At 60.4% G+C, this 13,631-nt stretch carries 13 protein-coding genes; 6 read left to right on the forward strand and 7 right to left on the reverse strand.

Annotated features, from left to right (window positions below; translation table 11 throughout):
* Positions 1-44 precede the first annotated feature (44 nt).
* Complete coding sequence (locus HX899_RS29950; protein ID WP_181294064.1) at positions 45-1,286, reverse strand: HlyD family secretion protein; 1,242 nt, start codon at positions 1,284-1,286, stop codon at positions 45-47.
* Positions 1,287-1,424: 138 nt separating this feature from the next.
* Between HX899_RS29950 and HX899_RS29955 the strand changes: the two genes are divergently transcribed.
* Entirely contained in the window at positions 1,425-2,327 is a 903-nt protein-coding gene (locus tag HX899_RS29955; RefSeq protein WP_181294065.1) for a LysR family transcriptional regulator, read from the forward strand.
* Between the two features lie 166 nt (positions 2,328-2,493).
* Entirely contained in the window at positions 2,494-3,039 is a 546-nt protein-coding gene (locus tag HX899_RS29960; protein WP_181294066.1) for a hypothetical protein, read from the forward strand.
* Between the two features lie 194 nt (positions 3,040-3,233).
* Here HX899_RS29960 and HX899_RS29965 read toward each other — a convergent pair whose 3' ends face one another.
* Positions 3,234-4,121, reverse strand: coding sequence for a branched-chain amino acid aminotransferase (locus HX899_RS29965; RefSeq protein ID WP_181294067.1), 888 nt, complete (start codon positions 4,119-4,121; stop codon positions 3,234-3,236).
* Positions 4,122-4,470: 349 nt separating this feature from the next.
* Between HX899_RS29965 and HX899_RS29970 the strand changes: the two genes are divergently transcribed.
* Entirely contained in the window at positions 4,471-5,514 is a 1,044-nt protein-coding gene (locus tag HX899_RS29970) for a zinc-dependent alcohol dehydrogenase family protein (RefSeq protein WP_181294068.1), read from the forward strand.
* Positions 5,515-5,583: 69 nt separating this feature from the next.
* Here the strand turns inward: HX899_RS29970 and HX899_RS29975 are convergent, their stop codons facing one another.
* On the reverse strand, positions 5,584-6,402 hold the full coding sequence (locus tag HX899_RS29975; RefSeq protein ID WP_180195730.1) for a sugar phosphate isomerase/epimerase: 819 nt from the start codon (positions 6,400-6,402) through the stop codon (positions 5,584-5,586).
* Between the two features lie 2 nt (positions 6,403-6,404).
* On the opposite strand from HX899_RS29975, the gene HX899_RS29980 reads away from it, so the two are divergent.
* Together HX899_RS29980 and HX899_RS29985 are read left to right on the forward strand one after the other, a co-directional pair.
* Positions 6,405-6,713 carry a hypothetical protein gene (locus tag HX899_RS29980; RefSeq protein ID WP_181294383.1) on the forward strand — a complete coding sequence of 103 codons (309 nt, stop codon included), beginning with the start codon at positions 6,405-6,407 and terminating at the stop codon, positions 6,711-6,713.
* 122 nt (positions 6,714-6,835) lie between these two features.
* Positions 6,836-7,303: a cupin domain-containing protein gene (locus HX899_RS29985; protein ID WP_138328557.1), complete on the forward strand. Its 468-nt coding sequence runs from the start codon at positions 6,836-6,838 to the stop codon at positions 7,301-7,303.
* Between the two features lie 59 nt (positions 7,304-7,362).
* On the opposite strand, the gene HX899_RS29990 is transcribed toward HX899_RS29985, so the two are convergent.
* The 4 genes from HX899_RS29990 to HX899_RS30005 all read right to left on the reverse strand — a co-directional run bounded on the left by HX899_RS29990 (position 7,363) and on the right by HX899_RS30005 (position 11,486).
* Positions 7,363-7,872, reverse strand: coding sequence for an AAA family ATPase (locus HX899_RS29990; protein WP_181294361.1), 510 nt, complete (start codon positions 7,870-7,872; stop codon positions 7,363-7,365).
* Between the two features lie 75 nt (positions 7,873-7,947).
* Positions 7,948-8,415, reverse strand: coding sequence for a GNAT family N-acetyltransferase (locus HX899_RS29995; protein WP_181294069.1), 468 nt, complete (start codon positions 8,413-8,415; stop codon positions 7,948-7,950).
* Complete coding sequence (locus HX899_RS30000; protein WP_181294070.1) at positions 8,390-8,953, reverse strand: AAA family ATPase; 564 nt, start codon at positions 8,951-8,953, stop codon at positions 8,390-8,392. Before HX899_RS30000 ends, HX899_RS29995 begins: the two co-directional genes overlap by 26 nt.
* A 151-nt stretch (positions 8,954-9,104) precedes the next feature.
* Positions 9,105-11,486 (reverse strand): methyl-accepting chemotaxis protein, encoded by a 2,382-nt coding sequence (locus tag HX899_RS30005; RefSeq protein ID WP_181294071.1) that lies wholly within the window; start codon positions 11,484-11,486, stop codon positions 9,105-9,107.
* 761 nt (positions 11,487-12,247) lie between these two features.
* Between HX899_RS30005 and HX899_RS30010 the strand changes: the two genes are divergently transcribed.
* A complete protein-coding gene (locus HX899_RS30010; protein ID WP_138328578.1) occupies positions 12,248-13,522 on the forward strand; it encodes a hemolysin family protein in 1,275 nt (424 codons plus the stop codon).
* Positions 13,523-13,631 lie beyond the last annotated feature (109 nt).

Consider the following 13,631-nt stretch of genomic DNA (forward strand, 5'->3'; position numbering starts at 1 on the left):
TCATTCAGGGAATGATCGGGATCATTCGGGAAAAAGGGAAAGGATCATCCAGCAGGGTTGGATGATCCCTCCTTAGCTGCCGCGGAGGTCTGGGCAGCCTTGGTATCGATTTCGGGCTCGACCGACATGCCCGAGCGCAGCAGGCCGCTCAGAGCCTCGTCGTCGATGACGATCTTGACCGGGATACGCTGGACGATCTTGGTGAAATTGCCGGTGGCATTGTCCGGCGGCAGCAGTGAGAATTCCAACCCGCTTGCCGGCGAAACGCTGTCGACATGACCCTTGATCGAGATATCGGGAAAGCTGTCGACCTTGATCTCGACCGACTGGCCGGGGCTGATATAGGTCAGCTGCGTTTCCTTGAAATTGGCGACGACATAGACCGCATGCAGCGGCACGACCGCCATCAGCTGCGTGCCCGAGGTGACATACTGTCCGACCCGGATCGACCGGGCGCCGACCGTGCCGTCGACGGCGGCGACGATATCCGTATAGGAGAGGTTGAGCTCTGCCTGCTGGGCGGCGGCGGCCGCACGGTCGTGCTGGGCAACCGTCTGTTCGCGCTGGGTTTGAAGCACCGGCACCTTATTCTGAGCCGTGACGAGGGCTGCCCGGTCGCGCTCGACGGCGGCAGCGGCCTGGTCGCGGGCCGACTGGGTCTGCTCGGCGCGAGACTGGGTGCCGGCACCGTTGGTGATCAGGCGGGCCGAGCGGGCGGCATCGGACACGGCAAAATCCAGCGATGCCTGCGAGGCATCGATCGTCGCCCTCGCCTGCTCGATCACCGATTGCTGCAGGGCGATCTGGGCGTCGATATTGGTGATGGCAGCCTCGGCCGCCTTCACATCGGCCTTCGCCTGCGACAATGCGGCCTGGAAGTCGCGGTCGTCGATACGGGCGAGAACCTGGCCGGCCTTGACCGCGTCATTGTCGTTGACGAGCACTGCCTTGATATAGCCAGCGACCTTCGGGGCGACGGTGGTGTAATCGGCCTTCACATAGGCATCGTCAGTGGATTCGATGAAGCGGCCGACCGTCCAGTAGCGGTAGCCGAAATCGCCTGCAAACGCGACGCAGGCAAGCAGCGCGGCGGCAATGACGGCGCGCTTGACGATGCGACGGCCGGTCTTTTTGGGAGTATCCGCGACCGGTGCGTCCGCGACCGGTGCTTCGGAGACAGGCATGGGGGGCGCCTCGGCGGCCGGCGCCCTTGCGGCTTCCTCGGCCAAGATCTGCTCGGCTTGCCTGGCAGTTTCGAAAGCTTGCCTGTGGGGTAACTCGACCATCGCAATTCTCCTTCACCGTTGGCCTCCTCTGCGAGAGGCCCTGTTCGATGCGAAGGAAAATGCACCCTGACATTTATTTTGATAATCTGCTTAAATCGGGAAGGATCATCAACTCTCAGCGGATAATCCGAGGGCAATATGGATCGGCTGACAAGCCTCATGGTGTTTGGCCGCGTGGTGGAATGCGGCGGTTTTTCCGCCGCCGCGCGCCGGCTCAACATGTCCGTCACGATGGTCGGCAATCACGTGCAATCGCTGGAGGACCGGCTCGGCGTGCGGCTGCTCAACCGCACGACGCGCAAGGTCAGCCTGACGGAAACCGGCAAATATTATTATGAGCGCTCGTCGCAGATCCTGGCTGAACTCGATGAGGCGGACCGGACGGCCGGCGCGCTGAGCACGACGCCGCGCGGCACGCTGAAGGTCTATACCAGCAGTGCCATCGTGCGTTTCCTGCTGCCCGTCGTCAGCGAGTTTATGGAGTTTTATCCGTCGATCTCACTCGATTTCAGCGTCGGCGAGCGGATGGTCGACATGATCGAGGATGGCTACGACCTGGTGATGCGCACCGTACCGCCGCCGGATTCGTCGCTCGTCGCGCGCAAGCTGACGCCATGGCGCCATATGCTCGTCTGCTCACCGGCCTATTTCGAGAGCCATCCGATGCCGAAGACGCCGACCGACGTCGCCGATCACAATTGCCTGCAATATGCCTATTACCCCTATGGCGACGACTGGCGCTTCGAGGATGGCGAAGGCAACAAGGAGAGCGTCAAGATCAGCGGCAATGTCGTCTCAAACAGTGCCGAGATGCTGCGCTTCCTGACGCTGACCGGGCGGGGCATCTTCCTGGCGCCGAGTTTCGTCGTGTTCGACGATATCGCCGAAGGGCGGCTGGTGAAGATCATGCCCGACTACCGGCCGATCGAGTTCAACATCAACGCCGTCTATCCCAACCGCAGCCATCTGCCGACGAAGGTGCGGCTGTTCATCGATCTCTTGGCGGAGAGATTTGCGGAACATCGGAAGTGGATGACATGAGGGGGAATTTTACATTGGAGGTCACCCTTCACTGCAACACGGCGGAATTCGGCAGCAATGCCGTTCGGCCCCAAAAATGCCTCGACTTCGCTGGACACCATTCGACTATGAAAAACAACAGGATGGTGTGTCGGCTGTGCCCATAGACATTTGGAATGTTCGGCGAATGCTCATCGCCGCTTTTCTTGGCACCGCGTGTGCAGCTTACCATCGCGCCTTGGATTTTTGGCCGCTTGATTCGGCCAATGGGCTACGAGGACTCTTCGATCTATTGGGTGGGCCGCTGCTCTTTCTCTCGGTCGCGGGCATAGTGTTCGTTTGGTTTATCGGCGCATTAGTCGCGTTATTTCGTCGTCGTATCCGTAGAATGGTGAGTCGTCTTATTGCTATCATCATTGTTCCGGTGTGTTTTGGGACGATGATCACCGTGCCTTTGTTCGATCCTTGGCTATGGTACGTCATTTTCAATAAATCGCGTTTCGAAGCGGCGGCAGCCGCGAGTGGCTCTGCACAGAACGGTACGATCATTGAGGGGCGCGACGTTTCGACAGGGATCGCCGGCGCGGGTTACAATCATTTTGTCGCTCTCATCTTTAGCGAAAGCGATCCGCCCAAACTGGTTTATGGCGACAGCGATGAAGAAAAATTGGCAGCCAATTCTGTGCTGACGCACCTCTACGGCAATTTCTACAGGCGAGATGAGTACTTTTGACGACCCTTGCGGGAACTGAGAGGCTGCGGCTATCCCCCTTCGCCCCGCAAGCGGGGAGAAGGTGCCGGCAGGCGGATGAGGGGCGGGCTGGGCTCTGATCCGCCGAACCGCTGCAGCCCTGCGCTTGCGCTTCGGGCGTTCGTCGTTGCAATCGATTCACTGGATCGATTGCTCCCGCTTCGCGGGACCTCTCCTCACTCTTCGCTCTCACTCCTGCCGTGGGCCCAGTCCATGTAGAGTTCCAGCGCCTTGCGGGTGACCGGGCCTTCCTGCAGGTCGCGGTCGTCGAGGCGGATGACGCCGACGACCTTGGAGTAGTTGCCGGTGGTGAAGATCTCGTCGGCTCCGAGGAAGTCTTCGACCGAGAGCGTTGCTTCGTGCACGTCGAAACCGGCCTGGCGCAGCAGGCCGATGACGCGGGCGCGGGTGATGCCGGCGAGGAAGGTACGGTTGGCGGCGGGCGTCATCACCACGCCGTCCTTGACCATGAAGACGTTCGAGGAGGCGGTCTCGACGACGTTGCCGTTCAGGTCACGCACCAGCGCATTGTCGAAACCGCGGCTGCGCGCTTCGGCGATCATGCGGCCGCTGTTTGGATAGAGCGAGCCGGTCTTCGCCTCGGTCATCGCCGTTTCCGGCGACGGGCGGCGATAGGGCGAGACGGTGAGGCTGGTGCCGCCATGGCCGCCCATCGGCGCCTCGAACAGGCAAAGCGCGAAGCGGGTCGAGTCCCCATCGACCGAGACGACGCTGCCCGGCGAACCGTGTTCGCCCCAATACATCGGCTTGATGTAGATCGGTGTCGCGCCATCGAATTTCGCGACGCCTTCCCAGGCAAGTGCGGCAATCTCCTCGGCTGATTTCACCGGCTTCAGGCCCATGGCGAGCGCCGAGCGATTGATGCGCTGGCAGTGCAGGTCGAGATCCGGCGCGATGCCGTCGAACCAGCGGGCGCCGTCGAAGACGGTGGAGCCGAGCCACATGGCATGCGAGGTCGGCCCGATCAGCGGCGGATTGCCGGGGAGCCATTCTCCATCGACATGAGTCCAGGTGGTTGAACGGGGTGATGTATCGACGGCCATGATGGTTTCCTCCTGAAGCCGGAGAAGGAAAAACCGCCGCGGCAAGCCGGGTCAAGGACAAATCCCGAACGGAAACACGGAAGCAAGAAAATGCCGGGGAATGCCGCCAGGCCGCAATATTCGTGCGCAGCGACAGCGGCTTCAGCGATGGGTGCATCAGCAAAAATGATGGAATGGAATGTTGGAATGGCTGGCTGCAGCATGCGATGATGGGTGGAACCGCCGCTTAAGAGCGTCCATCGACTTTGATCCATGCGACGCTCTTAAGCTCTTTGTTTTATGCATGCCGTTATCCCGGAACCGCTGCACACTTCCGGGCGCCATGCATTCGGCAGCAAGGAAAACGCCGATGAAAGCCATGTTCTACGAAGCCTTCGAACAGGCGCCCGAAATCCGCACCGTTGCCGATCCGACACCGACAGAGGACGGTGTCGTCATAGCGGTCGGCGCCAGCGGGCTCTGCCGCAGCGACTGGCACGGCTGGATGGGCCACGACCCGGATATCCGCCTGCCGCATGTGCCGGGACACGAGCTTGCCGGGCGGATCGTCGCCACCGGCCGCGGCGTGATGCGTTTCAAGGTGGGCGACCGGGTGACGGTGCCCTTCGTTTCCGGCTGCGGCCATTGCAGCGAATGCCATTCCGGCAACCAGCAGGTCTGCCCGAACCAGTTCCAGCCGGGCTTCACCCATTGGGGATCGTTTGCCGAATATGTGGCGATTGATTATGCCGATACCAATCTGGTGCACCTGCCCGATACGATCGACGATGCGACGGCGGCAAGCCTCGGCTGCCGCTTCGCTACCTCGTTTCGCGCCGTCGCCGACCAGGCGCGCACCGGGCCTGGCGAATGGATCGCCGTGCATGGCTGCGGCGGCGTCGGTCTGTCGGCGATCATGATCGCCACCGCGCTCGGGGCGAATGCGATCGGCATCGATATATCCGAGGAGAAGCTCGCCTTTGCGCAGGAGTGCGGGGCGGTGGCGACGGTCAATGCGTCAGGCGTTGCCGACGTGGCGGAGGCAGTGCGCGAAATCACCAAGGGCGGCGCGCATGTCTCGATCGACGCGCTCGGCCATCCCGTCACCTGCTTCAACTCGATCAAGAATCTGCGCCGGCGCGGACGGCATGTGCAGGTGGGGCTGATGCTCGGTGAACACGCGACGCCGCAGATTCCAATGGCGCAGGTGATCGGCCACGAGCTGGAAATCTACGGCAGCCACGGCATGCAGGCCTGGCGCTACGACGCCATGCTGTCGATGCTTTCGGCCGGCAAGATCGCGCCGCAGAAGCTGATCGGACGCCGCGTCAGCCTCGAGGAGGCCGTGCCAGCGCTGATGGCGCTCGACAAGGCTGAGGCCACGGGCATCAGCGTCATTACCCGGTTTTCATGAAGCATAATTCCACCCTCCCCTCCCGTGGCGAGCACGGGAATGAGGGAGAGCGGGAAGAGCAACAAGACCCTATTGAGCTACGCCGATCGAAGCGAGAAAGGCTGATGAAGCCGGGATCTTGGACTTATCCTTGATCTCGATGATGAGGCGCGGATTGCTTTCGAGCTTGGCAAGGGCCGCGAAGACGGCATGCCAGCGGATCGTGCCTTCGCCGAGGCTCCAGTGGCGGTCGGCATATCCGTCGGCATCCTGCAGGTGGACATGCTGGAGGCGATTGCCGGCGGCCTTGACGTAATAATCGACCGGCGGAGCACCGGTATAGCCGTGGGCATAATGGGCGTGGCCGGTATCGATCGAGACGGCGACGGCGGGCGAGTTGAAGCTTTCGGCAAGCGCCACGCGAATATGCGGATCCTTGTCCTCGATGTTCTCGATGACCATGGTGCAGCCGATATCCTCGGCGCGCCGGACGGCGTCGCGGAGCGTCATGTGCGTGCGCTCGGCCAGGGCTTCGCGGGCGCCGGCATTGTCGTCGAGATTGTTGTAGGACCAGGACGTATAAGGGCTGTGGATGACCATATGGGTCGCGCCGATGACGGCGCAGACGTCGAGCCCCTGCAGCAGGCGCCTAGTGACGATGGCGCGGATATCGGGATCTTCCGAGGCGATGGTGAAGCCCCAGAACGGGCCGTGAATGCCGAGGCGGCCGCCATGACCGTCGAGAAGCCGCCTGGTGCGGGCGGCAAGCGGCGCCCAGTCGCCGTTCAGAATCTCGGCATCGATAAAGCTCTGCAATTCGAGATCGCGGGACTTTTCGAAGAGCCAATCACGGTGAAGTTCAACTTCATCGAGCGTCATGGCGGCGCCGACGACGGGAAGAGAGGACATGGATGCGCTCCATCAATGTGAATGATCAAAGTGAATGCCGGGACGGCGTGGAAGGACGGCTCCAAGAACGGCCGCCGCGTTCTATGCGCCCCTTCTGTGTCGGCGGTATTACAGGCGCCGAGCCTTTCGAACTCTCCGGCCTCAGTCATTTCCGCATAGCTGATGCGGCATTGGCGGACCTTGCGGAAACGCCCCGAAGTACCGATATCGGCCTCGACAGTCTCGTGACGCAGTGGCGCGCGAGCGGCGTTGAACCCCTGGCAACGGAGCCGTTTGTTCAGCGCTTCGGCCGATGTAGCGCGCTTCTTTGAAAGCCTTCGGCGATGTTACCCCCGACAACAGGGCGGGTTGTCAAAGGCGGCGCAAAGGTCTAACGGCTGCGCCCGCAAGAAAAAGCCGATCAGAAGAAGCCCTGTAAGAAAAAGAAAGAGACATGATGTCCAACTCATTTGTGAAAATGCATACAAGCGACGAGGCCAAGCGGTTTTTCGTCCTCGGCGACCGGGTCGAGCGTCGGCTTAGAATCAGCGGAACCTGGCTCAATCTCTTCGACGTCACCGTGCCATCAGGCAGCCGGACGCCGAAACATGCGCATGCGAGCCCGGAAGTGTTCCGCATCATCGAGGGAAAGCTGACGATCTGGCGCCTGGGCGACAGCGGCCCCGAAGAGATCGAAGCGAGCGCCGGCGACATCGTCACCATCCCGCCCTTCATGGTGCACGGCTATTCCAACCGTGGAACCATCCCCGTGGTCTTTTCCGCGGTCGTCGATCGGGACATGGCCGAATTCATCGAAGCGGAAGGCACAACCGAGCCTCCGAAGGCCAGCCCTTCGGCCGAAACCATCGCCCGCATGACCGCGGCCGCCAATGCTTACGGGATCACCATCCTCGCGGCGTGACGGCGCGAGTGCCTGATGCCGCTTTTCGGACGACATCAGGCTCTCCTTCGTCAGCAATGCTACGGTTTTGGCGGCAGCGATTTCAATCGGCTCACCAGTTCATCCAAAACGGCGTCGACCGTTTTCAAAGCCGTGTCGATGACGATTGCATCGGGCCATTCGTCATAGGCTCTTTCGGAAATCTCTTGCCATGTCGGCTTCACCAGACCCTCGACGTCGGTGAGGCGCGTTTCAGCACGCTTGCGGTGCTCGGCTTTATCCGAGCAAACGACCTCGACCTCCGCCGCTGTCACCCCGGTAGCCTGCGCGACCGAACGCCATGCTGACCTAGTTATCCGGAGCGGGTTGACGGAGTCGGCGATAACGGTCCTGCCGAGGGTCAGATTATCTCCGGCGATACCGTAAGCGACGATATAGCCTGCAGGTCCGGCATCATCGGCTATTCCGGAGGCACGGATTGCTTGCTCGATGGTATCGACGCGCACATGGACCGCATTCAACCGCTCAGCCAAGGCGCGGGCAATCGTCGTCTTTCCACTGCCAGGCAGACCGCCAAAGATAATGAGCATCGTGACCTCGGCATTTGGTTGGAGAAGCTCCACGAGAACGTCAGAGCAGCTCGCGGTCAGCGCAATACTTCACCATTAAGGCCCGGTTCGCAATTCCTTAGTCAGAACCGGGGTTTCACCGCCGGCCTCGATGACGGTCCATCCGAGCGCTTCGTAAAACCCCACGGCGTCTCGCGCCGCATTCACAAGCAGTCTCTTGACCTCGTGTTGTGACGCGAATTTTTCGAGGCCGGCCATGAGCATCCGGCCGTAGCCCTTTCCTTGGCACTCCGCCCTGATCGCGACGGTTCGCACGCATGCTGTCTGCTCCGTCAGATCCAGGCGAGCCGCACCGACCGGCGTATTTTCGAGCAGAAGCAGCAAAGGGAAATGCCCATCCCTTCGATCATCGGGATGGTTCGCCTCATAGCCAATCAACCCGCGGGCCTCGAAAAGGACAGCGCGGCGGATGTCGTGGTAGGCGTTCCAGTGTTCATCCGAAGACACCTGGACGACCATCCAGGCGTCTTCGCCCTCGTCATTCGGAAATCTGGGTTCGTTCATCGATGACCTCGTCGATGCTCATGGACAACCGGCCGGCAAAATCGGTGACGGCCTCACGGCTCGATAACAGGAACTTCGGACGAGAAAAGACCGAGAACAATCGCGCGTGCGTCTCGAAGGAATTCCAGTTGTTCGTTCTACTCCTGTATTCGGCCACCCAGTTCAAAAGGCCTTCGAACTGCGTTCCTGTCTCACCGCTCTGAATACCTCGCTCCTTAATGTTGGCGATGCATTCCTCCTCCGGCAGATCAATCCAGATCAGGATCGTCGTGCGGTTGAGGACCATGTTCACCAGTTGCCCGTAAACGCCCTCCATGACCCAGGCGTCGCCCTCGGCCGCCGCCTCGACCATCTCGTCCCGCAACGCTCTGTCGCGATCGATGCCGTAGCGCCCCGGCTCCCAATGCATGTCATCAAGGTGGATAACCGGATGGTGAAGCTGCTCACCGATACGACAGGCGAGCCATGTTTTACCCGCGCCGCCGTTGCCCATGATGATCATGCGGTCAAAGGCGGCTGAGGGATTGGGAAACGTCATCGGCAACTCGAGGACTTTGCGCTGATGCTGGTTTGTGTGACCTTAGCGCGAGATATTGAATGTTTTCAAATCAAAATTGAGCGCGCGCCATCCTGCACTCTGTCCGCTTGAGGAAAAATGTCTGCCGCCTTCGAGGACGCGTGTGGAGTGTCTAGAACTCTTCCCAGTTGCCCTCGGTAGAAGCCGGTGCGGCTGAGGTGCCGAAGGCGGCTGCGAGCTTGCCGCCGAGTGCACGGGCCGGTGACGGAGCGGGCCTGGCATGATCGGTGGCCGAGGCGGGAACCGTTCTGCGCGCCGCAAGCGTCGCCGCGGCCGGGCGCGCCAGCGACTTGGCAGTCGTCCGGGCGGCAGGGGCCGCGTTGGCCGCCTGGCCGAGATTGAACTGTGCCAGACGCTCCGAAAGGGCAGACACCTCCGTCACCAGCGTGTGCGAGGCGGCATTCGATTCCTCGACCATTGCGGCATTCTTCTGGGTCGACTGGTCCATCTGGTTGACTGCCGTGTTGATCTCCAGGAGACCCGTCGACTGTTCACGGGCGGCCTGAACGACCGCCTGGACATTGCTGTTGATCTGCTGGACTTCGGCAACGATCGCCTGCAGCGCTTTGCCGGTCTGGCCGACGAGATCGACGCCGCGCTTGACCTGGTCGCCGGACGAGGTGATCAGCGCCTTGATCTCCTTGGCGGCGGTGGCCGAGCGCTGCGCCAGTTCACGCACTTCCTGTGCGACGACGGCAAAGCCCTTACCGGCCTCCCCTGCACGTGCTGCCTCAACGCCTGCATTGAGGGCCAACAGGTTGGTCTGGAAGGCAATATCGTCGATCACGCCAATGATGTTGGAGATCGACTGCGAGGATTGCTCGATGCCGGTCATGGCGTCAACGGCTTTGCGAACGACCTCTCCGGATTTTTCCGCACCATCCTTGGTGCGGCTGACGAGCGCGCCTGCTTCTTCGGCGCGAAGGGTGGAGTCCTTGACCGAGGTGGTGATCTGCTCGAGCGCAGCGGCGGTCTCCTCGACGGAAGCGGCCTGCTGTTCGGTGCGGCGGGCGAGATCGTCGGCACCGGAGCGGATTTCTTCCGAACCGGCCTGGATGACGGCAGCGTTTTCGGAGAAGGAAATGAGGGCTGCCTGCAGCTTTTCGACAGACGCGTTGAAATCGACGCGGATTTCGTCAAGGGAGTCGGTAAACGGCTTTTCCAGCCGGACGGTCATATCTCCGTTGGAAAGGCTGGCCAGTCCGTTGCCGAGTTCGCTGACCGCGAACTTGATCGAATCCTCACGGGCAGCATGGAGGACCGAACGTTCCTGTCGTTCGATCTCTTCGCGGGACCGGGAGTTTTCTGCATCCGTTTCCAGCTTGATCTTCTGGCGATTGCTTTCCAGCAGGATGGCGAGGGAACGCGAGAGGTCACCGATTTCGTCCTTGGCATTCTTGTCGTTCAATTGCACGTCGAGCTGGCCATGGGCGATGCGATCGGTCTCGGCGATCACGCCCTCTATGCGGCGGATGAATTTGGCTGCGATGAGCCAGCCTGAAAGACCGAGCAGAAGAGCAGCGATGGCGGTGATCGCAACGGCGCTCCAGGCCATGTTGTTGAGCTGGGCAAAGACGGTGGATTTGGGCACCGAGACGACGGCGTACCAGTTCAGGTCATTCGTGAGCTTTACCGGATAGGCGACCGAGAAGTAGGTCTGGCCGTCCCGGCCTGCGATCTCCTGCGCGACGCCGGGCTTGGCGATCAACTGATCCCAGCCGGCAGTCAGATCACCGCCGTCCTTGATATTCTTGCCTGCGAGCTCGGCGGAAGGATGGCTGATGATGCTGCCGGCGCCCGTCACGAGGCTGAGATAGCCGGTCTCCATCGGGTGGACTGCCGAGATCGCCTTGTTGGCGTCGTCGAGCGAAATATCCATACCGGCGACGCCGAGCGCCTTGCCGCCGACCATGATCGGCTTGGCGACCGAGGTCATCAGCACGTCCTTGCCGTCGACCGCATAGACATAAGGTTCGATGACGACAGTCTTTTTCTGAGTAAAGGGCAGCTGGTAGTAATCGCCGGCGCCCGACACGCCATAATCGACCAGCGGCGTGTGCTGGATTTTGTCGCCACTGCGGACCCAGTAGGGCACGTAGCGGCCGGTCGTGTCGTGGCCTTCCTTGCCGACAAAATCCTTGTCCTTGCCGTCGAAGGCATTCGGCTCCCAGCCGGTCCAAACACCGAGCGCCATCGGATTATCCTGCAGCATGTTCTTCAGCAAGTCGTCGGCAGTCGCACGATTGGCGTTTCCGCCGTCCTTCATCGTCGACAGCGACGTTTCCAGCGTATTGACGATGCCGAGTGCCACGCTCATAGATTTCTCGACGTTGAGCGCATTGGTGGCGGCGATCTGGAGCATCTGATCGAGGCTCGATTTGCGCATATCGTTGTAGGCGATGTAAAAAAGAACGCCCGATGCCGCGATCGTGGCGATGACACCGCAGGCCGCCACGGAAAAAATGTTGCGTCCGGTAGCCGATTTGAACTGCATGCGCTTAACCTCCTCAAGCGGGCAGGTCGTCGATCGCGCACCGATCTATTCCGTCCCGGCTTCCCCCAGACCGAGAACTGATTTCAGGACGTGGCTGCACGTCACGGAAATCGTTCGCAATTTAAAGAAAATACGGAGCGGCTGTTAATTTACGGTGTATTGCGGCAGCTTTCACTGCTGCGCCTCTTTTAAGACGCGCAGATGCGGTGCGGCTGCCGTTGGCGAAACTGTCACATCAAGACGCTATAAGAATTTTCGCCCGGCGCCTCTTGCGTCGGCACTGTTTCACCGTCAAAATTGCGACATGCCTGACAGCGACCCATCCAGTACAAGCTCCGCCCCTTCCAACCGGGATCTCCCGGCCGAGGAAGCAGGCGACCCTTGTAGACGGTGCGATGACCTCCGCCTCGCCTCAAGCATATCACGGCTCCCGCAGAGAGCAGCCGCTTTCCACATCATTGAGAATGACGGGCGGCCACATGCCGGCCCGCTTGTACCGACGGCATATGACTTTCACTTCAGAGGAGCGGTCCGCCATGACGACGACCGCCTTTGATGATTGATGTTCTCCGACTGGATTTCGACCCTTCCGCATGGGTCGGCGTTGTCACTCACGGATTTCTGAAAACTGATGGAACCTACACTGATGTAACGCGATGATAGAAAGACGATAGGCGATGGGTCTATAGTAGCGTCCCTTCGAATGCCTCGCCGCGTCGCCTGATGAATTCGGTATGACAACCTCAACGAATAGGGTCCCTGTGTTTCTGGAAATTGGAATTGTGGCGTTTCTCACCATCCTGAATGGTGTGCTCGCCATGTCGGAGCTGGCCGTTGTGTATTCTCGAACAGCTCGCCTAAAGGTTCTCTCCGACAATGGAAGCAAGGGTGCAGCTCAAGCGATCAAACTTGCCGAAAACCCCGGTCGTTTTCTCTCTACGGTGCAGATCGGCATCACGCTGGTCGGCGTTCTATCCGGCGCTTTCTCCGGGGCCACGCTCGGCGGCCGCCTGAGCGGATGGCTAGAAGCCCAGGGAATGTCATCGACGGCCGCTGATGCCATTGGCGTAGGTTCAGTCGTCGTGGCAATCACATATCTTTCGTTGATCGTCGGCGAACTTGTTCCAAAGCAGATCGCATTGCGGGAACCCGAAGCGGTTGCGGCCAGGGTCGCACCCGCTATGGCGGTACTTTCAAAAATTGCGCTGCCGCTCGTGTGGCTTCTGAACGCCTCCGGAAATCTTGTGCTTAAGCTCTTGGGCCAAACAGGAAAAGGTGGCGACAATGTCTCCGACGCAGAGATCAAAACTGTTCTGGCCGAGGCGCAGTCGGCTGGAGTGATCGAAAGCGAAGAGTCCGCGATGATATCAGGTGTCATGCGGCTGGCCGACCGCACTGCCCGAGCGCTTATGACGCCCCGGCGGGACGTTGAAATCATCGATATCGACGACAGCCTTGATGAAATTCGGACCCAGTTGCACAGGACGAAGCGGTCGCGGTTGCCGGTTCGAAAAGGCAGTTCGGACGAGGTGATCGGCATCCTTCCGGTCAAGGACTTCTACGACGCGATGTCCGAACACGGCAGTGCCGACATTACGGCTCTGACGCAAGACGTCCCGGTGGTTTCAGACCTTTCAACTGCCATCAATGTGATTGAAGCAATCAGGAAATCGCCCGTTCACATGGTGCTGGTTTTCGACGAGTACGGCCACTTCGAGGGGGTTGTCTCGTCAGGTGACATTTTGGAAGCAATCATGGGGGCTCTGCAGGAGGGACCGGTCGATGAACAGGCCATCGCTCGTCGAGACGACGGCTCTTATCTCGTGTCGGGCTGGACGCCAATTGACGAGTTCGCTGAATTCTTAAACCTCAAGCTCGATGGCGACTTGGAATATCAGACTGTCGCCGGCCTGGTGTTGGAAGAGTTGAAACATCTGCCGGAATTGGGCGAGAGCTTCACGAGAGATGGATGGCGCTTCGAAGTCGTCGATCTCGACGGGAGGCGCGTGGACAAAATACTTGTGTCGGCTGAGTGAAGACCGGCGGGCGCCCTCTTCGCCAGCGACTTCGCCGATGAGGTCGTCAATCTCGACGGCCGCAACATCGACAAGATCCGCATCCACCACTTGGACGATGTGGCCTGAC

This window comes from Rhizobium sp. WYCCWR 11146, from assembly GCF_013591995.1.
In the GTDB taxonomy this organism is placed as follows: domain Bacteria; phylum Pseudomonadota; class Alphaproteobacteria; order Rhizobiales; family Rhizobiaceae; genus Rhizobium; species Rhizobium indicum.